Consider the following 22,590-nt stretch of genomic DNA (forward strand, 5'->3'; position numbering starts at 1 on the left):
TTTTTTCAAAATTCGCGAGAGACTGTTCAGCTTTTTTTTCCTGCGTTTAGATTTTCCTGAGCAATAAAACATAACGTTGTTGTGTAAGGAAAGTTGCGTGGTTTAAGCAGTGAATTTACTAAATAAAACACAAACCAAGAAAATCCGCGAGGATTTTCGTAAGTTGGCTAAAACCAGCAATTTTTTTTACACGGTGTTGGCTGTAGTTTTTTTATTTCCTAAAGTGATTAAAACTATCTATTTTTTTCTTTTCAATAAAATTCAGAATTTTCTTTCTTACTTCATTTTCTGTTTTAGTGTTCCTATATTCTTTATTTAGTAATAAGTCAATTGAAATTTGTAATTCAGAATTTTCGTTCTTATTCTTCACATATTCAGGAAAAGACAAGTTCAAAGTTGCTATTCCTTCAAAACCACTACAATTTAGTTTGAATTTATGCTTAATAGAACCAAAAATTAATTTTGGAAAATAAATTGGATTATTAAGTAAAATATGATTTTGTAAGACTTTTCCATTTAATTTCAGATTGTCAATTTCCTCTAAAAAAGTTCTAACATCTTGATGACTATTTACATCTGGGTCAAGATATAAGTCAACATCAGTTATTGATTTGAATTCTAAATATATACAAAATTCAGACCCAAATGAGTTTAAAAAATTAATCCTATTGGTATTATCAAAATCACAAAATTTTATAGAAATAAAGTCCTCTTTATTTTTAATAATTGAATTTTGATTTAATACCTTTTTTATATTATTTATAATAATATTGTTTACTTCTAATGTTTCTTTAGAAGTAGAATTCTGTTGAATTGTAACTTGTATATTTTCTTCACTTATTTTCTTTATAATTACAGAACCTGTGTGATATGTTTTGTTATTACTCCAATCATTTAACAAATTTTCCCTCTCAATTTTATATTCTACAATTGCAGTATTTTCATTTTCAAAATAATACATTGGATTTCCAAGAACTTTATAATTAGGTTTATAAGTATGTTTTTCCACAACTGATTTGTTCAAATCTAAAGAACCAGAAAAAATATCTGCAACATTAAAATTAGACTGACATTTAATTGAGGCAGTTCTATATTTAATACTATCTTCTTTCGTTTTTTGAGTTGAATATAAAGTTTCAAAATCATTAGGACTTATTATACTTTTCATTAATAATGGGACAGAATTATTTTTTTCTGAATGTCCAAGATAAACGCCTTTTTCTCTTAATAATAGATTAATGTTTGACTGTGATATGTTTGACTTTACTAATAATTGTCTAATATTATCTCCTTGAGGTAAAAATTCTTTTTTCATAGCTTAATTATTTCTGAAGTCGATTGGAAATTTTTTTACAAATAAATTTTTCTCTAAAGTGTAATTTTGAAAATTAATTAAAACATCTTTAATTGATTTCTCATTTATAAGACTATCAAAATTTTTGTAACTAATTATAGTTTTTTCAATAGAATTAAGATGGTCAAAAGTTTTTGCAAATGATAATAATTGAGAAAAATTTTCTAATGAAAAGTCATCATTTATAAATAGAATAAAGAAAATACTATTATTGTGTTCTACTCTCATAGGTATAATGTCAGAGTAAAAATAGTTTATAGGAAAAGTTTTTCCGTAAGTTAATGATTGTTGAGAATTATAATTTAGACTTGAATTGTGATAAACAAATGAAATATTTTCTTTTCCGTAAGTTTCTTTAGCTCTATAAATACTTTGAAATAGAAAATTTACTTTACTATTATCGAGTAAAATTATTTTATCAAATATTAGTTGATTGTCTATGGTAATATTATTGACTTTTGAATTTAAATTAAAGTCTACATCATCATCATTTGAAAGCCAAACTAAAATTCCAGTAAGTTCAGTTTTTGTAACTGAATTAAACCTTTGATTTATTTCACTATTAGTTTTCGAATTTTTGAAACATTCAATTGTAAATGCCAAATCTTTTAAATGAGATTTAAAAAGTGATTTTGGATTTTGGGGATAATTAATAGTGTATTTAGATGATATTACAACTGTATCTAATAATCCATCTTCAATTTGACTTTCTAGGTAAATTAAACCATCCATTCCGTGAGTGGATTTGTTCTTTTTAGCTTTTTTGTCTTTGTGCTTTTCTCCTTTGTTACATTCAATTGAAGTATTTTCAATTAAAGAGTTAAATTCTAAAATTTCTTCGAAAACAAATTTAACAATTTTCTCTCCTTTTTCTCCAATGGATTTCGACCATTCTCCCATAGTTTTTTTTCTTTAATGTTCCTTTTCCTTTTCTAGTTATAAATTACAGCCAACGTGTTTATATATGGTTTGTTGCGTGGTTTAAGCAATTAATTTAGTAAATAATTACAGACAAAGAAAATCCGCAAGGATTTTCGCAAGTAAGCAAAAAGCCAGCAATAAATTATATATGTTGTTGGCAGTAGGCTTTTATTCGTTTTTTTAATTCCGATTTAGATTGTTCAAGACTTAAATTCATTTCGGATTCAATTTCCACAATCAAATTTTTCCCATATTGCCAGAGAAACTTGTCAATTTCATAATTTGAATAACTTTCTAAATTCAACTCTTTTTTGAACTTGTTAAATATTGAGTAAAATTCTTTAAAATTTTCAGGATTATTGAACGATTTCAATTCTCCATTTTTTTGACCTAAATATCCTTTAATAACTATCCAAATATAACTGTCATAAATTGGCGTTTCATATTTGCTCAAAAAGTGAACGTATTTAGAAGCAAAAGACATATTGTTCCGTTTAAAAGTTTTTCCTTTATTATTCGTCCATTCAATTTTTGATATTTTGTCCACGAAATTCACAAAGTCATTTAATTTGTTCAGTTCATTATTTTCCTTTGTAGTTTTTATTATCTGCTCAACAACTGGATTTATATTCGTAATTGCTGTAGAATATATTTTATTTAACGAAGCTACTTTTATTAAAACATCATATTTATTCAAATCATTGTCAAAAGTTTTAAATAACTTCAATAAATTTTCATTCAATTCGTTTCCTTCTTCTTTATCGTAAAATTCAAGTATTTCGCTTATAAATTCCTTTGTTGGTTTTTTTAGTTCCATTTTCAATTTGAAGTTCGATTTTCAGCTTACTGCCAACGGTTTTGTATATGAAAAGTAGCGGATTTTAAGCACTAATTTTCGGTTTATAACTGACCTTTATTTTATCATTTATCTTTCGTTTAAGCACTTAAACCGCTATTTTTTATATACTTTGTTAGCCATAGTAATTATATTCTTTCAAACACAATTCCCATAATTTTCAAACCTGTTATTTTGTTATAATCATTTCTTAAAAAAGTCATTAGGTCTGCTGAATAGTCAAAAGCATCTTCGTAAAGTGGTTCTATTTCACTTTTCCAAGCACCATTTCTGCTAAAAACAAAAAGTTTGCCGTCAATTAATTTGACTTTTTTACTGATTTGAAAATCTGGATTAAAGTATTGTCCTTCAAATTCTTTTAATTGCATTGCGTTGTAAGTAGTAGGATTGTATTCTTTAAACAACCAAGGTAATTCGTTTTCAGAATTATAGTATTTATAACTTTTTCTATCCGATTTTAAATCAAATACAACTAGCTTATCATTAAACATAAATTGATGAATTCCAATGGGTTTTAATCTTGTTATTTCATCTCCATCAGTTGTAAGTACAGCAAGTTCATCATTTTTAAGTTGTATGGTGTTTGTTTTGATTGTCTCGACATCGCTGCCAGTAAAGAGATAACTTCCTTCATACAATTTTAGCTCTTTTTTTGAAAGCTTTACTTTTTTCTCCTTTTCGATATTTTCTGTTTGATTATTGACATTATTTTTCGGAATGTATAGGTCAACTAATTGAAAAAACTGTTCTTCAAAATCTGAATCAAAGGTATTTTGTGTAGTAAAAAACATCATATCCATATCAGGAAAATAAAGATACTTGGATACAAAACCGCCTAAAATCATTCCGTCAAAACCAAATGCTTGATAGTTATTATGAGTTTCAAACTCTACGCCTAAACCATAATCGATACTATTACCATTATTTAACTTGGCTTTGGTATTCATTTTTTTATATAATTCTGGATGTTTATTTTTTACTTTTTGTAAACCTCTATACCACTTAAACATATCTCTTGGGGTGGTAAGTACTTGCCCGTCTCCATTGTAAATAAAGGCGTGTAAGTGTGTTTTGTAGAAATCGCCTTCATCTTCTACATAGCCTATTGCCCTGTTTTTGATTATCGTATAAGTGCTAGTTTTCTTTATTGTATTTTCCATTCCAAATGGTTCAAAAACATCTTCTTGCATAAAATCCGCAAAAGATTTCCCAGAAACTTTGGCTATAATATCAGCAAGTAAAATATAGTTTGAATTGGTGTATTGAAAGTACTCTCCTGGTTTAAAATTTAATGATTCTGTTTTTGTAATAAAATTCATCATTTGGGATTGAGTAAGTAAATCATTTCTAGTTAAATCTGCAATGCCTGCAATGCCATCTACTTCTTTAATGCCACTTGTCTGATTTAATAATTGCTCGATGGTTGGGTTTCCTTTTGGGTAACGAGGTAGTCTATCTATATATTTAAAGGCAGGTTCTTTTATAGATAATTTACCTTGTTCTTCTAGCAATAATATTCCGAATGCAGTAAATTGTTTGGCAATTGAACCAATGTCAAAAACTGTTTTGTTTGTAATTGGTATGTCATAATCCAAATTGGAGATTCCGTATTGCTTTTCTAGTAAGATTTCTTCGCCTTTAGAGATGAGAATAGAGTAACCGGGTGCGTTATCTTTTACTTGATAAATTTCGTCTACTTGTGAATTTAGATTTTGGCAAAATCCAAATGTTGGTAGTATAGTAAGTAAAATAAGTGCTGTTCGTGTTATGTTCATTTAAATCCTTTTGTTATAAAGACTGAATATATTTTCTGTTGTTACAGTTGGTGTGTCTTATTATGGCTAACTTGTATATATAATTATATTAATTCAGTATATGTTATTTTTTTTGGGGTATATGCTGATGTTTATCTATTTTTATTTGTGGTTCTAAATGTACTATTTTTCTATAATTCATCAAATGGATTTTTTATATTATTTAAACTAGTATTGGTAACATGAGTGTAAATCATCGTTGTTTTAGGGCTGTTATGACCTAATAATTCTTGAATATATCTAATGTCAGTTCCGTTTTCTAACAAATGGGTTGCAAACGAATGCCTTAAAGTATGTAAAGTAACTCTTTTAGTAATTTTAGTTTTTCGTAATGCCTTTTTTAAAACTGCTTGAGCACTGGCATTACTGTATTTATTTCCATTTTGCCCTTCAAATAGAAATACTTTAGGTTTATAGGCCAAGTAATATTCTCTTAAAAGTTTTAAAAAAGTTTCTGATAATAAGGTATACCTGTCTTTTTTGCCTTTTGCTTGTTTAATGTGTATTAACATTCTATCACTATCAATATCTTCAATTCTTAAATTTAATGCCTCACCAATTCTAAGTCCACCAGAATATAGTAGGCTTAAAAGAGTTTTATGTTTAAGGTTTGTTAGGCTATTAAATATGGCTTTAATCTCCTCAACACTAAGTACAGATGGTAATTGTTTTACTTTTTTCGGTCTTTCTATTTCTAAAGGATTGATGTCTAGGTTTTTAAACATTAGGAATTTCTTTATCCCATTAATACATTGATTTTGATAAGAAATAGACCTATTTGCTTTGTAGATAAAATCATAATTAAATTGCTCAATTAACTTAACAGAATAGTGTTCTATTTTTTTTAATGTTTTGTATCTCAAAAAAAAAGCAGTTACTTCTGTGTAGGTATTCACAGTGTTATAACTTAACCTTTTTTGTTGTAACCATTTTTTAAATTTAAGCAATTCTGTATTTTCATCTTTGGGTAATTGAGGCAAAACTAATGTGTAATCAACTTTTAACTCTTTTTTAACCGTTCTTTTTAATTTATCATAATTAACAAACCATTTTTTTTGCCTTAAATGATTAAATATTAATTGTAGATTTACGGTATTGTTTTGAATATAAAAAGATTTTAATGTTTGGCTCCATCTAACACCAGGTAACTTTTGCAAATGATCCTTTATTTCCTTATCATAAGGAAAACAGATCATAATAATACGATTGTTTTTATGGATATTTGGAAGTAAAGTAACAGATTTCATGGCAACAGTAGCTAAGATAATTAAAATTTATATTTTAAGGAAATTTGAACAGCAGGTTTTCTTTTAAATTAGTTATATGATTGTGGATAAAGTATTACTTCTACTTTTTTTTTGATGAATAAAAATGTGAGACTCTAACATATCAATTTTATCCATATGTTTCTTTAATTTTTAAAGTAAAAGAGCCATGCACCTTTTGATTTTTAACAATAAAAATATTAGGGGTTTGCATCCTATAAACAGCTAATAAATTTTAGACATGCCAATTTATAAAACAATAAATATTAAAACATTGCTTCTATTACATTTGTAATTATTAAAAGAAATAGATGTTTTTTATCACCTAAACACAAAAAAAAATAAAAATTCTTCAATTTGGAATGATCTGGTTACTATTAGGATGGATTTTCTTGAGGGTAGAATATACACCGCTCTCAGTAATTGAATGCGTAAAATAGCGATGTCAGGTATATTTAGAATACCAAAAATTGTGCTTTTGCCAGTACAAATGTATTTTTATAGGCTGTTTGGTAGGTTTTTTAGAAGTACGTTTTATCTATAAGTTTTCCAACCAATTTAATTGGCAAATTCACAATTTATACTGTTTTTATGCTTATTATTATGTTCTTGTTTTCCATTTAGCAGCTAGTATAGAAATTCAAAAAGCTGTTTTTAGTAACGAAGTTTTTGCAAGGTATAAAGGTATTCTTTTTTAATTAATGAAGTGATGGGTATTAATTTTAACGAATTCAGTAATATTTAATTGGTCTACAATACAATCAAAAGAAAGGTACACATTTGTAACGCTGTAACATTCTAATGTTTACTACAAAATCGTAAGAGATAGAAAACTCATGTATACCACCAGTATTTAAAAGTTGAGTGGTATTTAAATCATAAGAATAGCCAAAACGAAAACCATTCCAACGAATACCAGCAAAAGCATTTACACCAGAAATTAATGAACTTTGATTTGCATTTTTCATGGGGCTTGTAGAGGCTAAAATACCTAATGAAAAACGATCATCAATTACATATTGTGCTCCTACATCTAAACGATTAAACTCACCTTGCATCATAAAATTTGTGAGTAAATAGAGTTTACTCATGCCAATAAAATCATTTCTGTAATTGTTAAATATTGGAATGAGCATGTTTGAGTGGGCAGAGATAAAAAGATCTAAAGGAATATTGCCGTTTTCGGTTAACGAAATATTGGGTTTGTTTAAATGTTTTACAGTTAAACCAATCCAAGAATCATCATTATTAAATAATATTGATGAGCTAAAATCGAAAAAATTTCTTAATTGACTCAATAAAAGTGGGTCTAGGGTAGAGGTGTTGATAACACCTGAATTTAAATTGATTTGATCTTCTAACAATAGGTTTTGAAAACCATAATTCTTAGTTCCATATCCAGCAGAAATACTTGGTCTAAAAAACCACGTATCGCTAATTTGAAAGGCCATCGCATAATTAAAATTAATCTGATTGAATGTATATGACGAAGCACTTTCTGTTTGGTTTAACATACTAATTCCTAAGCCCGTTTTATAGCCTTCAAACCAAGTATCAAAAAAAACAAAACTAGAACTCATTTTTAATCCTGAATTTCTCCATTGAGATCTATGCACAGTTCCTGCTTTCGATGATCTTAGGGCTCCAGTAAATGAAGTATTTAAAGTTTCTGGCACTAAAAAATTTTGAGAAAAAATAACATCTTGTGCAAACATGGTTGCAGATAACATCAAAAAAACTAAAAGGATAAGATTTTTCATATTATTTGAGCAATGTTACAGGTGTTGAGGTGGTAATATTTTTATTGTGGAAAGTTATTCCGTTTACCACCATAATGTAATTTCCATTTTCAGCAGGTGTATCTTTTATAAAACCATTCCAACCTTTTAAAGAAGTTCCTTTTTCAAAATAAACAAGTACGCCCCAAGTATTGTAAATGTTCATTTCAATTTCTGTAAAACCGGTAAAATTAGGTCTTATCGTTTCATTATATCCATCTCCATTTGGTGTAAAGGCAGTTGGGTTTACCAGTTTATAACCTATAGTGATATCAATAGTTCTTGTTAAAGTATATGTACAACCAGATTCGTATTCAGCAGTAAGTGTTACTACATATTTACCAACAGTATTGTAGGTATGAATTGGGTTTTCGTCATTTACAGGTAAACTATCATCACCAAAATTCCAAGTAAGTTTTGTAAAATTACCAGAAGAAAGGTTGGTAAATTGTATTGGATCATCAACCGACAAATAGGCATAATTGTCTAAAGCAAAAGCATTGTATCTAAAATCGGGGTCACCAATAGTTGGTATTTCATCTATTAAAATAGATTTTGTTTGTACACAGCCAGAATCATCAGTAACTGTTAACACATAAGCGCCTGTTTGATTGGTGGTCATAATTTCATTATTTACACCAGAAACTGTTCCAGAAGCCCAAGTTAATGTATGTGGTAAGAATCCTCCAGAGGTTTTCGCCTCTATTTTTTTAGTGATTGTTTTGGTATCGCAATCTGTAATATAGCTTTCTATAAATTCTATTTCTATAGGATCTTGTCTAAAAATAGAAAACTGCCTATTTACTTCACATCCATTAGCATCTGTAATGGTTACACTGTAATCTCCTTGTGGTATATCTTCTAAATCTTCTGTAATTGCACCATTACTCCAAGCAAATTCAAGGGGAGCTGTACCTCCAGAAACTGTAATATCTATACTACCACTATTTTCTATGTTACAATCTATAGCATCAGTAACAATACTTGAAACTGCAATTGCTGGCGGATTTGTAAATGTAAATGTTTCTTCAATAGGGCACTGTTTTGGGTCGCTATCTACAATAGTTACTGTGTAAGTTCCTGCAGGTAAATTATTTCTTTCTACACCTGCAGTGGGGTCATCACTCCAAGTTACTTTAATTGGGGCAACTCCACCTGTTAAATTTAAAGCTACAGATCCATCATTTGCATCATTACAAGAAATAGGCTGAACCACAGGATCTATAAAGAATATAGGCTGATTAATATCTATAGCAACTTCTTTAACACAGTTATTACCATCAGTTATGGTTGCAATATAAGTACCCGCAGTTAAATTAGATTGCGAAAATCCGTTGGCAAAATTATTCCAAGAAATCTGATAAGGTGCAACCCCACCAGAAACAATAACGTCTAAAGCGCCATCTGCTTCGCCATAACAACTTACATCTTTTTTTGTAAAATTGATATTAATTTCTGGAGATTCATTTACAACAATATCGCTAGCAGTGGTACAACCAAGATTGTCTGTAACAGCAACAGTATAAGTACCCGCAATTATATTAGTAATGTTTTTTGATGTACTTGTAAAACCAGCAGGGCCAGACCAGCTGTAGTTATAATCGAAAACGCCGGGAGAAACTTCAATTTGTGTACCACCAGTAACGTCTATAGAAATTGCTCCTGTAGCATCACCAAAACACAAAATATCTTGTTTAAAGCTGGTTGTAATATTTAGTCCATCTGGTTCTGTTAATACAACTGTTTCTTGTGTTATACAGTTATTAGCATCTACAATTTCTAAAGAATAGGTTCCTGCTGTTAGTGTATTTTGATTTTTAGTACCTGCAATAATTCCACTACCATCAGTTGTAGACCAGTTATACGTATAAGGTTCTGTCCCTCCTGAAATAGAAACCTCTATAGTACCATCATTTCCTTGAAAACAAGAAATATTTTGTACTACATCTCTTGAAATTGTTAAAAGATCAGGTTGCGTAACAGTCCATTCTTCTATGATAAAAAATCCTGAACTATCTTCTATTCTTAACGTATAAATACCCGCTTCTAAATTTGATAGGGATGCATCTGTTGATGAAAATCCATTAGGGCCAGACCAAGAAATTTGATAAGGATTGCCTGTTGAAGAAGGAACTCCACCTTGAATATTGGTTGAAATTGCTCCGTCATTTGCTTCAAAACAAGTAATATTGGTAACTACTGTATTTGAACTAATATTAGGGTTTACAGTTACTTCTAAGGTAAAAGGATTTCCCACACAACTTGCAGTAGCAGGTGTAATTACATAAGTAACTATTATAGGTGATGTACCTGTGTTTTCTAAAGTTTGACTGATAGTGTTTTGTGGAGTTGTTGCAGCTGATGCACCAAGGATACTTCCAGCAGGACTAAAAGTAGGAGTAGACCAAGTATATTGTGTACCTGCTGGAATGGTATTCGTAGCAATACTATTAGGATCGAAAGTGAAAGTTGCTTCACTGTACATCGCAATTTCGTTATTAGCAACTACAGGAATACCATTTACTTTAACTCTAGCTGTTTCTGAAACAATTTCAGAACAACCACCACCACTGAAAGAAATTACTGCATAATAAAATATTTCGCCAACAGTATCAGTTGGAGGGTTGTAAGTAGCGTTATTTTCACCAGGTATTTCATCTCCATTAGAATTAGAATCAATATCGCTTGAAAACCATTGATAAGTTGCAGTTCCTGTGCCATTTTCATAAGCTACTTCTAAAGTTGTTGCTGTATCATTTAAACATACTTCAGAAGGTGTAGGTTGAATCGTGAAATCTGGACCTTCATTAATTTTTAAAGTAGAAACCTCACTAATAATACTACAACCTGATTCTGGTTGAGAAACCACTACATAGTAATAAAAAGTGCCAACTGTATCTGTTGAAGGTGTATATGTTGAAGCATTAGCCCCATTAATAGGACTCCCTCCTGAGTTTGAGTTCGTATTATTTAGAAACCATTGATAAGTTTGGGCTGAGGTACTTCCACCAGAAGCTGTTACAGCTAAATTTGTAGAGATTGCTCCTTGACATAATTCTTGGGCTGCAATAGGTTGAGCATCAATAATAGGTTTAGGAACTACATTAATTTTAAAAGTATCACTTGTTGCATTGGTACATCCATCTCCGTTTAAAGAAACTTCTGCGTAATAATAAAATGTTCCATCAACTGAAAAAGTAGGTGGCGTATAATTACTATCTGTTGCACCTCCAATTAAATTACCACCAGTATTTGAATCACTTGTATTAGAAAACCATTGATAAGTTGCAGCACCAGTTCCACCAGTAAAAGTAACTTCTAGTGCATCTGCAGTTCCTCCAAGACATAAGTTTTGTGGGGCATCAACAGGATTAACGCTTAATTGCTCAACAACGTTTACACTGGCAACTTCAGAAGTAATTTTATCACAACCACCTCCAGCTTCAAAAGATATTTCAGCGTAATAGAATTGTTCTCCAACTGTATCTGTTGGAGGATTATATGTACTTGAGGTTTCATCCACAATTATTGTGCCGCCAAGATTTGAATTAGTTGTATTGGAAAACCATTGATAAGTAGGTGCTCCAGTTCCATTTGTATAATCGACTTCTAAAAGATTGGCATTTCCATTAATACAAATTTCAGAAGAAATTGGTTGAGTTGTAAAAATTGGAGCTTCGTTAATAATTAAAGTAGAAATATCACTTGTTATAGTACAACCAGACTCAGGTTGGGTAATGATAGCATAGTAATAAAATGTACCTATTTGATTTGTAGGTGGTGTGTAATTTTCTGAATTGGCTCCATTAACAAGAGTTCCTCCAGTATTAGAGTTTACCGTATTTACATACCATTGATATTCTTGTGCAGAACTACTTCCGCCTGAAACTGTAATTACTAAATTATCAGGTGTAGCATTTTGACATAATTCTTGACTAACGATTGGCTGAGCATCAATAGTAGGTTTGGGAACTACAGTAACCTCAAAAACATCACTAGAAGCTGTTGTACATCCATTTCCATCTGGTGATACTTCAACATAATAATAAAAACTACCTGCAGTAGAAAAGACTGGTGGAGTGTATGTGCTGTTTACTGCATCATCAATCAGATTTCCCCCTGTATTAGAATTCGTAGTGTTAGAATACCATTGATAAATAGGTGTTCCTGTACCACCAGTAGATGTAATTTCAAATGTATTTACTGTTCCTCCAATACAAATTGTTTGAGGTTGTGGAGTAGAGGTAATTGTTAACTGTTCAGTAACAGTAACAGTTGCTACGTTTGAAACAATTTTATCACAACCTCCAGAAGAAAATGTTATCTCAGCATAATAAAATGTTTCACCAACCGTATCTGTAGGTGGATTGTAAGAATTTTCTGTTGCATCTGTAATAGGATTACCACCTGTATTAGCATTTGATGTATTTGTATACCATTGATAATTTGGGGTTTCAGTAGTATTTGTAAATTCAACTTCTAGTATTGTAGCAACACCATTTAAACAAATTTCAGAAGAGGTGGGTTGTGTGGTTATTATGGGTGCAGGATTTACGGTAATTACAAAGTCAAAGGGATCGCCTTCACATATCCCTGAAGTAGGTATCACTGTATAAGTTAATGTTTCTGAATTACCACCACTATTTATTAGTCTTTCAGAGGGTATTGAATTTGTGGTTCCGTTTGCGGTAAAACCCGTAATATTTCCACTTGAAACAGCTGACCAAGTGTAGGTTGTATTTGCATTTGTGGTATCGAAAACTATTTCAGCAGTATTTTGCCCAGAGCATATTTCTTGTGTTGTATCTGTATTTGTAATTTCTGGTTTTTCAAAAACCTCAAAACTTTGCGTTGCTGTGTTAGAAATACCACACTCATTAGTAACCTCTAAGTTTACTTCATAAATACCTGGAGTATCATAAACAATATTTCCAGGATCTAAGGTATTGGCAGTGGAAGGGTTACCTCCTGTAAACGTCCAATTGTACGAAATTCCTGAAGTATCTGACGTACAGTTTTCTACAGTTGCTACAGGATTTATGGTTGCAGATCCACAGAAATTATCAATAGCAGTAATTCCAACAGTTGGTGGTTTTTTAACATCAATAACTTTTGTATTTGTTTCTGAGCCACAACTTGTAATTACAGTTTGTGTAATGCTATATTTTCCTGGGTTTTTAAAAAGAAATTCAGGGTTTTCAGAAGCCTCTGTTGTTCCGTTAGCAAATTCCCAATCAGAGGTGTCACCACAGTTGTCTGCGTTATAAACTACAGCCCACCTATATTGTGGAATATCGCAAAGTTCAGTTTCGATGGTGGTATTTGTTGCTGCTATATTAAGAGGAATACAGCCTTCTTCATTATCTACTGTAAATTGAGCGGTAACTTCGGGTTCTATACAGATTTCTTTGGTGATTTCTATTGCTCCACAGAAACTAGTTGCAGATAAGGTGATTGTGTAATTACCAGGAGAAGCATAAATATGATTTGGAGAAGTTATTTGTGTAGTTGAAGGTGTAGTAGTTCCATCTCCAAAATCCCAAGTAAACCTTCCTGATTGAGAACAATTAGAACCAGAACCATATACAGATTTATTTTGAAATGAAATTGAGGAGTTGGCACAGGCAGATTCAGGAATTTCAAAATCTAATTTTGGTTTATCAATAATACGAATTTCTGTGAGAAATGATTTTGTAGAACTACATGCATTCACAACATCTAATGAAGCCGTAAAAGTGCTTGGGCAACTAGATTCTTCGTAAATATGAGGAACAGGAAAATTTGGCGAACTTTCAGGATCAGAAGCGTTATATAAGTTAAGATTTGAATTGATTAAGTCTTCTTGTGTTAAATAAAGCGTATTGCCATCACCGTAATCTATAAAATATTCTGTATCAAGTGAATTGACACCCCATTTCGATATCGAGAATTCAATAGAGTTTGTAGGTGTGCATATGTTTTGAGTTGAACCTGGATTTACTAAGGAACCTGATGGATTTGAAATATTCTTAACCTCTTTTATTATTTGGTTTGTACAACCATTTGAAGAAGTACTTCTAACAATTAAGTCATAAACTCCAAGTTCTGTGTATTCATGAGTCAAAGGAAAGGAACCTCTTGTTACATTTTCTTGATTACCATCTCCCCAAATAACTAAAAATTCATCTGCACAATCAGAAGTTGTGGCATCCAATCCAACATCTATAACATAGTTTGGTTCTGGTGTTGTGCGATTACAATTTGAAAAATCTCTATCATTTAGGTCGAAAATTACAATATCTGGTTTTTCTATTACGCGAACTCGATTTGAAGTAGATGCACTACAACCAAATTTATCTGTTACTGTTAATTGAACTTCAAAATCACGCTGACCACAACCTAAAGCAGTATTAAATTGGTGACCTGGGTTTTTCTGAGTAGAGGTTGTGCCATCTCCAAAATCCCATAAGTAGGTGAATTCTCCATTTCCAGATTCAGTAGAGGTAAATTGTACAGTATCTCCAGCACAAGCATTGTTGTCATTATTATTAAAAGAAAAAGCTACTGTTGGTGGTGCGTGTACAGTAACAATAATTTCTTGATTTGTAATGTTTTGAGTTACATCTTCTGCATCTTCAACTTTTATAAGTTTAATTGTGTAATCTCCTGTTATATTACTATCATCAAAAGTTACGGAGGCTTGATTATTACTTCCAGACCTTATTAGAGGTTGTGTAATATTATTTATTTGGTAGGTAAAGTCATATGGAGCTGTTCCTTCTGAGGCTGTAAACGTGATTGTTGTGGTTTCATCAATACAAATATCTTCATCCGCTACAGAAATTGTAGCTTCAAGTGCAAACGGATTCGAAAAAAAATTAAAACTATTTTTACTTGCAGCGTTAACCAAAAGACAACCAATTAAAAATAAGGATATTAAAAAGGCCTTTTGTTGGAGTAGTGATAAAAATTTAGATTTTATTCTCATGCTATTTAGATAGCACAAAGCTTAACTAATTAAGCCAAGTAGCAATTTTAATTATTTTTCTTTTACGGTCAAATATAATAAAATGATTTGTTTTTTTGGGAAAAAATTAACTTTTTTAAAGTTTTTCATAGCTGCGATTAATTAAAAGTGGTATGATTTCATGTGATTTTAAACGTTAGGTTTTTTAAGAATCACAATCAAAAAAAAACATTTATATAAGATATTTAGAGCGCTATATGTTTCGAAAATCATAATTTAAAAATGGAGGTAGTTTCAATATACTATTTTACATGTTTTTACGTTCTATTTTTTGTTAAAACTTTATTATTAAAAGTTATAATTCTTATAAAATGAATATCTTTGGAAACCTTTACTTAATAAAGTCTTAATGAAGTTACCGTTTCTAAATTACATTTATATCTTTTTGTTACTTTTTACGTTAAAAAGTCAATCACAAGAAACCTTACCTATATATCAAGATTATCTTTCTGATAACGTTTTTTTAGTGCATCCGTCTGCTGCAGGAATTGGTAACTCAAGTAAGTTGCGTTTTACAGCTAGGCAACAATGGGCAGGCATCCCTAATGCACCAGCATTACAAACGTTGAGTTTTCATACAAGATTTAATGAGTATTCTAATGCAGGGTATGGTTTTGTTTTGTTTAATGATAAAAACGGATTTCATTCTCAGAAAGGCTTACAAGGTACGTATGCTTACCATTTGCCAATGAGTGATGGTAGACTCTTTAATCAGTTGTCTTTTGGTTTGGCATTTACTTTTCTTCAAAATCAATCAGATCAACGAACTTTTGGCGAAGGTACAGCACAAAGTATTGTAAGTACTACCTATTATAACGCCGATTTTAGTATTGCGTATCATTATGGAGGTTTATCATCTTACTTTACAGCAAAGAATTTATTACCAACAAACGAGAATAATTTAAACGTACAACAAAAATTAAATTTAAGAAACTATGTATTGTACACAGGGTATTATTTTGGTGAAGATTTATTTTTTCAATTAGAGCCTTCTATAATGTTTCAAGCTAGGCAAGGAACAGGTGCACGAATAGCAGACTTTAATATGAAGGCATACAAAACAATTTCTAAAACGCAATTTTGGGCAGCATTGTCTTATAGAAGAACTTTTGATGCAAATGCAATTGAAAATGCAGAATTTATATCACCTATAATTGGTGTAAATTACAATAACCTTCTTTTTTCTTATACGTATACCAATCAAACTAATGAAACTGTTTTAACAACATCTGGTTTTCATCAGGTATCTGTGGGGATAAATTTATGGACAACAAAACCAAGGGCTGCTGCGTGTCCTAATATTAATGCTGCTTTTGGAGGTTTTTAAAAATCATATTCCTGAATTTTAATATGAGTATTTGATGCAATTAAAGAACGTAATGTTTTTTGGTTTTTATTGATAAAAAACTGATGATGACCAAAGTGATCTATTGCATTTAGAAGCTGATTTGTTGTTAAGATATTTTTTGTTTGTTTAGCAACTGCTAATCCTGAATCGATAATTTTAATTTCATCACCAATAATTTTTTTAATGATAGGAATCAAGTAAGGGTAATGTGTACAGCCTAATACCAAACAATCTATACCTTCGTTTACCATTGGTTTAAGATAACTAGCCAGTAAACTATATATTTCTTCAGATTCAATTTTGCCAGCCTCAATAAGCTCTACAAGTTTATCTCCAACAGTTTCTTTAATGATGATGTTTTTATGAAGTGTATGAGATGTTTTTGCAAATAAATCACTGCTTAAGGTGCCTTTAGTTGCCAAAATACCAATAATATTTGTTTTTGTTTTTAAAGCCGCAGGTTTAATAGCGGGCTCAATACCTATAAAGGGTACATTGTAATTTGATCTTAAAAGTTGAATAGCATTTGTTGTGGCTGTATTGCAGGCAACAACTATGATTTTGCAGTTTTTACGGATTAAAAATTCGGTATTTTTTATAGATAAATCTATAATTTCTTGTTTGCTTTTTATGCCATAGGGTGCATTTTTACTATCGGCAAGATAAATGGTATCTTCATTAGGCAAAAGAGTTGCGATTTCTTTCCAGATAGATGTACCTCCAATTCCAGAATCAAAAATACCAATAGGATAATTATTTGATTTCATAAGGTTGTAAAAATAAAAAAACCTACTTAAAAAGTAGGTTTTTCTAAACATTTTGGTAATTTTTTAAAATCCTAATTTGGTTTTTACAGCAGCGTATAAATCTTCTCCTTTTTTAACCAATAAACCTTTACCTACAGAGGCATCAAAAACATATTGTATGCCTTTTGCAGCAGCCACTTCTTCTATTGCTTTCTGCGCTTTTTCTATAATTGGTTTTAAGCCTTCAGCTTGCTTTTTCTGCATGTCTTGATAAGCAGTTTGTCTTAATTGTTCGTATCTAGCATTTTCTTGCTGAACTTCTTTAGCTCTAATTTCGTTAATTTCTTTTGTTTGGGTATTTTGCTCTTGTGTATACTTTTTCATCTTAGCATCCAATTTTTTCCCCATACTCTCTACTTCGTCTTGGTAAGTTTTACCTAACTTTTCCATATCTGCTTTTAGTTGGGTAGTTTGTGGCATCTCAGCTACTAATTTTTCAAAGTCTATATGACCCATCTTTTGTGCATTTGCAACACCACCTACTCCTAAAGTAAATACAGCAATTAATAGTAACGTTTTTAAATTCTTCATTTTTGTTTTAATTTAATTATTATTCTTGTCTTTTTGTTAACTATCTTCTTTTTCTTGTTCTTTCTTTTTTCTAGCTGCTTCTTTTTTTTCTCTTAATATTTTTCTTTTTTCGGCTCTTTGCTTTAGTAGCGCTTTTCTTTTTTCGGCAATTTCTTTCTTTTTGGCTTCTTTATCTGCAATTTTTTTAGCTAAAGCTGCTTCTCTATCAATTTTAGCTTGTTCTTTTTGGGCAAGAACTTTCTTTTGTGAATCAGTAAGCTCTTTACTTGTGTTTGTTTGTGCTGCTCTTTTCTTTCTTTCTTCCTTTTTTTGATTCGATAATCTAGTTCTGTCTATGGTTGATAAAACAAGGTCGCTAATATCGTATTTTTTATTTGAATATAGCATAATCAAATCACTAGATTTTTCAAAAACAAAATCGTATTTTTTTCTTTTTGCAATATTTTGAATGGCATTGTAAACTTGATCTTGAATTGGCTTTACCAATTGCTTTCTAACCAAAAACATATCGCCATTAGGGCCAAAGTATAAAGATTCTAATCTTCTTAGTTCTTCTTGTTTAATACTTATTTCTTCTTCTTTTTCTTCAATTAAATCGTTGGTTAAAATTGCCTTTTCGTTGGCTAAATCAGATTTTAACACCTCTATATGACGTGCTTGTTCATCTAATTTTTTTCGCCATTTTGCAATTTTAGTGTCTAAAGTATTTTGAGCTTGTATGTATTCTGGAACATTTTCTAGAATATACTCCATATCTATATATGCAATAATTTGACTTCTTTGCGACCAAAAAGTTGTAACAGTAAATAAAAGAACGATTACTAAAAATATTTTTTTCATTTGTATAGTGTATTTAGAAAAAACCGTGCCAAAAAAACTTTCGACATTACAAATGTACAGTTTTCTTAGAATTGTCTTCCGATAATAAAATGTGTTTGCCAGCCAGATTTTTCTGTAAATCCTGGTAAAGGATCGAACCCGTGTGCAAAATCTATACCCAACAAACCAAATGCAGGCATAAAAATACGAACTCCAACTCCGGCTGAACGTTTCAAGTTAAACGGATTAAATGTCTCAAAATTGTTGTAAGAGTTACCAGCCTCTAAAAATCCTAATGTATATATAGAAGCTGAAGGAGCATCTGTAATAGAATATCTTAACTCTAGTTGAAATTTATTGTAAATAGAGCCTCCTTCTAAAGGCGATAATTGATTGTTTTCGTAACCTCTTAACCCTACAACTTCTCTACCATCTAATTGAAAAACGGCAATACCATCACCACCAACAAAGTAGCGTTCGAAAGGAGATAAACCAACATCAGAGTTGTAATAGCCTAAGTAGCCCATTTCAGCATTTGTCATTAATACAAGTTTATCTGTAAAAGAGGTGTACCATTTCCCTTTTAAACTTAATTTGTAGTATTCTAACCATTTGTAATTGTCTGCAATTTTTGCACTTGCCTCTGCTTGTGTTAAATCATCAGCTATAGAATAATCTTTATTATTTACCAATGAATATGGAAAAGTTGCTTTAACACCAAAGGTAAATTCTGATCCATAAGTAGGAAAAATTAAACTTGGTCCAGCAGAATTTCTAGTTAAAGTTGCACTGTAAGATAAGTTATTTAATGTACCATTACTTAAAATATTACCACCTACATTAAATCCGTAGTCGTTTAATTGGAAACTTTGGTAACTTATAGATTGAGACAATTGGAAATAATCATCTGGCCATTTTAAACGTTTTCCTAAACCAACAGAAGCTCCTGTAATGGCTAAACTTCTATCTCTATCTACATCAAAAGTTTGCGGGTTTAATTGAAACTGCTTGGATTGGTACACAGAAAAAGATAATGATTGTGGTTTTCTACCTCCTAACCAAGGTTCTGTAAAAGAAAAACTATAGGTGCTAAACGTTCTACTAGTCTGTAAACGTAATGCTAGGTTTTGACCATCACCCATTGGTAAAGGCTTATAAGCTTCTTTATTAAATAAATTTCTTATAGAAAAGTTATTGAAAGATAGCCCTAAAGTACCTATAAAAGCGCCACCACCATAACCACCTTGTAGCTCTATTTGGCTACCACCTTTTTCTACAACATTAAAGTTGATGTCGGCAGTTTTATTGGCATAATCTGGAATTACATCTGGAGTTACATTTTGATCAAAGAAACCTAATTGACCAATTTCTCTAATAGATCTAATAATGTTGCTTCTACTAAACAAATCACCTGGTTTTACACGTAGTTCTCTAAAAATTACGTGGTCGTTGGTTTTATCATTTCCAGAAACAGTAACTTTTTTAATACGTGCCTTTTCATCTTCACGAATTCTAATTTCTACAGTGATTGAGTCGTTTTCTACTTTTGTTTCTACAGCATTTACTTGTGAGAATAAAAAACCACTATCTTGATACAAGGTAGATAAATCTTCAGAGGTTGGTGATCCATCACCTTTTACGCGTTCTTTTAAAACTTCACCATTATAAACATCGCCGTTTTCAATTTTTAATACTTTTCTCAGTTGGTCGTCTGTGTATTCTTTATTACCAACAAATAATATTTCCGAAAAGCGGTATTGTTTTCCTTCCTCTAAATCAATAGTAATATTAATGGTATTGTCATCATTCCAAGTAATACCTTCACTTAAAATACGAGCATCTCTATAACCAAGTCTACTGTATGTTTTTATAATTTCTTCTAAATCTTCTTGGTAATCTTCTTCTATATATTTAGATCCTTTCCAAAAACGACCAACAAATTTTTGTTTGGTATTTTTCATGGCTTTGCGCAGTTTTTTATCAGAAAGCGCTTTATTGCCATTAAAAAAAATGTATTTGATTTTTATTTTAGACCCTTTATCTATAAATATATTCATATTTACAGCGTTCATATCTGAAGTATCTTTTTTGATATCAAGATTTACTTTTGTCTTTAAAAAACCTTTATCTGTATATTTTTTTGTGAAGTAATTTTTTGTGGTTACTACAAGGTTGTCTGTAACCATGGCACCTGTTTTTAATTCGGCCTCTTTTTTAAGCTCTTTGGCTTTAGATTTTTTAATACCAGAAATTTTGATTTCATTTAATTGCGGTAATTCTTGCACATCAAACTGAAGGTATACAGTGTTGCCATCTATTTTAGCTAAATATACATCTACATTGCTAAACTGCTTACTTTCATAAAGTTTTTTAATGGCACTAGTAAGTTTATCGCCAGGTAATTTTATGGGTTGCCCGTTTCTTAAACCTGTAAAAACTTTTACGGTTTCTTCACTAAATTTTCTTAATCCAGTAACTGTAATGCCTCCTAAAATATACTCTTTGCCTTTTTCGAAAGACAGATTAGCATTAGAAATAGTATCTTTTTTAGATTGTGCATTTGCACCAAAAGTAAAAAATAGTGCCATTAGCACTACTGTTGCAGAAATTAAATTAATAGGTAACTTATTCTGTAATTTGTTCGCTTGTTTTTCCAAATCGTCTTTCTCTATTCTGATAATCTATGATTGCATCATAGAAATGTTCTTGTCTAAAATCTGGCCAAAGTACATCTGTAAAATATAATTCGGCATATGCCATTTGCCACAATAAAAAATTGCTGATACGTTTTTCGCCACTAGTTCGTATCATTAAATCAACATTGGGCAAATTAAATGTATATAAATGGTTATTAATAGTATTTTCGTCTATTTTTTCTAAATCGAGTTCTTTATTAACAACTTTTTTAGATATGTTTTTGATAGCGTTAACAATTTCTTCTCTTGCCCCATAGCTTAAGGCTAAGGTTAATACAATTCGGTCGTTGTTTTTAGTTTTTTCAATAACGCTAGCCAAGGTATTTTGCGCTTTTTCTGGTAAACTTTTAATGTTTCCAATGGCATTTACTTTAACTTTATTTTCTTGAAAAGTTTTTAACTCGTTATTTAATGAGTTGATTAAAAGACTCATTAAAGCTTTTACCTCACCAACAGGTCTTTTCCAGTTTTCTGTAGAAAAGGCATATAAAGTAATGGCTTCTGTGCCAATTTCTGCGGCAGCTTCAATAGATTGTCTTACAGCAGTTAACGCATTTCTATGGCCAAAAACTCGGCTCATCCCTTTACCTTTAGCCCAACGCCCATTACCATCCATAATTATGGCTACATGCTTAGGTACTCTTTGTAAATCTATGCGTAGTTTTTTATCCATATATTAAAATCCTGTGGTGTAACATGGAGGTCTTCCAAAAGTATATATTAAAGAAATTCCTGTAAATGTATACCAATCGTTGCTTGTTCCTCCAAAATTTAAATCAGGTATTGTTTCTGTGGTGTAATCTAAATCGTCCGAAAACGAATATCTAAATTTTGTTTCTACAGCAAAAGCAAAGTTGCCTATTAACTTAGATTTAAAACCTATACCAAAAGGTACTGTAAAAGCGTTTTTTGTATCATATTCGTATTGATCAGGTCTGGGTTCTGAGGTAATATAATTGTAATTGTAAGCCGCTAAATCTAAAGTGATGTAAGGCGTCCATGTTTTACCTGGGGTAGATAAGTCATATTCATAAAAATTATATTCTATACCAACTGCCAATTCGTGTATTGTATTAGAAAAGCGTAAACCTCTATTTTTTTTAAAATCTGTATCAGCTTCTAAGTCGTTACCTTTAATGGGTAAAAAACTATAAGTTGCTCTGTACGCTATTCTTGGATTTTTATTGAACTTAAAAAAAAGAGCTCCAGCAGGTTCATTCGGATAAATATATTTGGTGCTACCAATGTCTCCAATAAAATTAGAGCCTCCTAAAAATACGCCTACTTCATACACTTGACTAGATAAAACACTAGTAAAACATACAAAAACTATTATTAATATTTCTTTTTTCATCCTAAAAAATAGCGAGCAAATATAGGTATTTCAATTTGCTTT

14 protein-coding genes are annotated in these 22,590 nt (G+C 30.8%); 1 reads left to right on the forward strand and 13 read right to left on the reverse strand.

What is annotated here, in order from left to right:
- Positions 1–211 precede the first annotated feature (211 nt).
- From gapS4b to ACW9UN_RS15035, 7 genes are all read right to left on the reverse strand, one after another.
- Positions 212–1,315 (reverse strand): GapS4b family protein, encoded by a 1,104-nt coding sequence (gapS4b, locus tag ACW9UN_RS15005; protein WP_459487166.1) that lies wholly within the window; start codon positions 1,313–1,315, stop codon positions 212–214.
- Between the two features lie 3 nt (positions 1,316–1,318).
- Positions 1,319–2,254 (reverse strand): GapS4a family protein, encoded by a 936-nt coding sequence (gapS4a, locus tag ACW9UN_RS15010; protein WP_459487167.1) that lies wholly within the window; start codon positions 2,252–2,254, stop codon positions 1,319–1,321.
- Positions 2,255–2,417: 163 nt separating this feature from the next.
- Positions 2,418–3,092: a Dag1 family anti-phage DNA glycosylase gene (dag1, locus tag ACW9UN_RS15015; protein ID WP_459487168.1), complete on the reverse strand. Its 675-nt coding sequence runs from the start codon at positions 3,090–3,092 to the stop codon at positions 2,418–2,420.
- Between the two features lie 167 nt (positions 3,093–3,259).
- Positions 3,260–4,906 carry a serine hydrolase domain-containing protein gene (locus tag ACW9UN_RS15020; RefSeq protein WP_459487169.1) on the reverse strand — a complete coding sequence of 549 codons (1,647 nt, stop codon included), beginning with the start codon at positions 4,904–4,906 and terminating at the stop codon, positions 3,260–3,262.
- A gap of 170 nt (positions 4,907–5,076) precedes the next feature.
- Entirely contained in the window at positions 5,077–6,192 is a 1,116-nt protein-coding gene (locus ACW9UN_RS15025; RefSeq protein ID WP_459487170.1) for a tyrosine-type recombinase/integrase, read from the reverse strand.
- A 779-nt stretch (positions 6,193–6,971) separates the two neighbouring features.
- On the reverse strand, positions 6,972–7,970 hold the full coding sequence (locus ACW9UN_RS15030; protein ID WP_459487171.1) for a PorP/SprF family type IX secretion system membrane protein: 999 nt from the start codon (positions 7,968–7,970) through the stop codon (positions 6,972–6,974).
- 1 nt (position 7,971) lies between these two features.
- Positions 7,972–14,877 carry a PKD domain-containing protein gene (locus tag ACW9UN_RS15035; protein WP_459487172.1) on the reverse strand — a complete coding sequence of 2,302 codons (6,906 nt, stop codon included), beginning with the start codon at positions 14,875–14,877 and terminating at the stop codon, positions 7,972–7,974.
- 466 nt (positions 14,878–15,343) lie between these two features.
- Between ACW9UN_RS15035 and ACW9UN_RS15040 the strand changes: the two genes are divergently transcribed.
- Entirely contained in the window at positions 15,344–16,321 is a 978-nt protein-coding gene (locus ACW9UN_RS15040; protein ID WP_459487173.1) for a PorP/SprF family type IX secretion system membrane protein, read from the forward strand.
- Here the strand turns inward: ACW9UN_RS15040 and murI are convergent.
- The 6 genes from murI to porG all read right to left on the reverse strand — a co-directional run bounded on the left by murI (position 16,318) and on the right by porG (position 22,548).
- Complete coding sequence (gene murI, locus ACW9UN_RS15045; RefSeq protein ID WP_459487174.1) at positions 16,318–17,109, reverse strand: glutamate racemase; 792 nt, start codon at positions 17,107–17,109, stop codon at positions 16,318–16,320. The two genes, ACW9UN_RS15040 and murI, sit on opposite strands and share 4 nt — an antisense overlap.
- A gap of 63 nt (positions 17,110–17,172) precedes the next feature.
- Positions 17,173–17,679, reverse strand: a complete 507-nt coding sequence (locus tag ACW9UN_RS15050) for an OmpH/Skp family outer membrane protein (RefSeq protein WP_459487175.1) — start codon at positions 17,677–17,679, stop codon at positions 17,173–17,175.
- Positions 17,680–17,715: 36 nt separating this feature from the next.
- The gene (locus ACW9UN_RS15055; protein WP_459487176.1) at positions 17,716–18,519 is read right to left on the reverse strand and encodes an OmpH/Skp family outer membrane protein; all 804 of its coding nucleotides are present in this window, start codon (positions 18,517–18,519) and stop codon (positions 17,716–17,718) included.
- 65 nt (positions 18,520–18,584) lie between these two features.
- Positions 18,585–21,086, reverse strand: a complete 2,502-nt coding sequence (gene bamA, locus ACW9UN_RS15060; protein WP_459487177.1) for an outer membrane protein assembly factor BamA — start codon at positions 21,084–21,086, stop codon at positions 18,585–18,587.
- Between the two features lie 37 nt (positions 21,087–21,123).
- Positions 21,124–21,867: an undecaprenyl pyrophosphate synthase gene (gene uppS, locus ACW9UN_RS15065; protein ID WP_459487178.1), complete on the reverse strand. Its 744-nt coding sequence runs from the start codon at positions 21,865–21,867 to the stop codon at positions 21,124–21,126.
- 3 nt (positions 21,868–21,870) lie between these two features.
- Positions 21,871–22,548, reverse strand: coding sequence for a type IX secretion system protein PorG (porG, locus tag ACW9UN_RS15070; protein WP_459487179.1), 678 nt, complete (start codon positions 22,546–22,548; stop codon positions 21,871–21,873).
- Positions 22,549–22,590 lie beyond the last annotated feature (42 nt).

Source organism: Polaribacter litoreus (assembly GCF_054584775.1).

Bases quoted from the DNA above. Each gene is read 5' to 3' on its own strand.
- gapS4b (WP_459487166.1), bottom strand. From the start codon at position 1,315: ATGAAAAAAGAATTTTTACCTCAAGGAGATAATATTAGACAATTATTA.
- gapS4a (WP_459487167.1), bottom strand. From the start codon at position 2,254: ATGGGAGAATGGTCGAAATCCATTGGAGAAAAAGGAGAGAAAATTGTT.
- dag1 (WP_459487168.1), bottom strand. From the start codon at position 3,092: ATGGAACTAAAAAAACCAACAAAGGAATTTATAAGCGAAATACTTGAA.
- ACW9UN_RS15020 (WP_459487169.1), bottom strand. From the start codon at position 4,906: ATGAACATAACACGAACAGCACTTATTTTACTTACTATACTACCAACA.
- ACW9UN_RS15025 (WP_459487170.1), bottom strand. From the start codon at position 6,192: ATGAAATCTGTTACTTTACTTCCAAATATCCATAAAAACAATCGTATT.
- ACW9UN_RS15030 (WP_459487171.1), bottom strand. From the start codon at position 7,970: ATGAAAAATCTTATCCTTTTAGTTTTTTTGATGTTATCTGCAACCATG.
- ACW9UN_RS15040 (WP_459487173.1), top strand. From the start codon at position 15,344: ATGAAGTTACCGTTTCTAAATTACATTTATATCTTTTTGTTACTTTTT.
- murI (WP_459487174.1), bottom strand. From the start codon at position 17,109: ATGAAATCAAATAATTATCCTATTGGTATTTTTGATTCTGGAATTGGA.
- ACW9UN_RS15050 (WP_459487175.1), bottom strand. From the start codon at position 17,679: ATGAAGAATTTAAAAACGTTACTATTAATTGCTGTATTTACTTTAGGA.
- ACW9UN_RS15055 (WP_459487176.1), bottom strand. From the start codon at position 18,519: ATGAAAAAAATATTTTTAGTAATCGTTCTTTTATTTACTGTTACAACT.
- bamA (WP_459487177.1), bottom strand. From the start codon at position 21,086: ATGGCACTATTTTTTACTTTTGGTGCAAATGCACAATCTAAAAAAGAT.
- uppS (WP_459487178.1), bottom strand. From the start codon at position 21,867: ATGGATAAAAAACTACGCATAGATTTACAAAGAGTACCTAAGCATGTA.
- porG (WP_459487179.1), bottom strand. From the start codon at position 22,548: ATGAAAAAAGAAATATTAATAATAGTTTTTGTATGTTTTACTAGTGTT.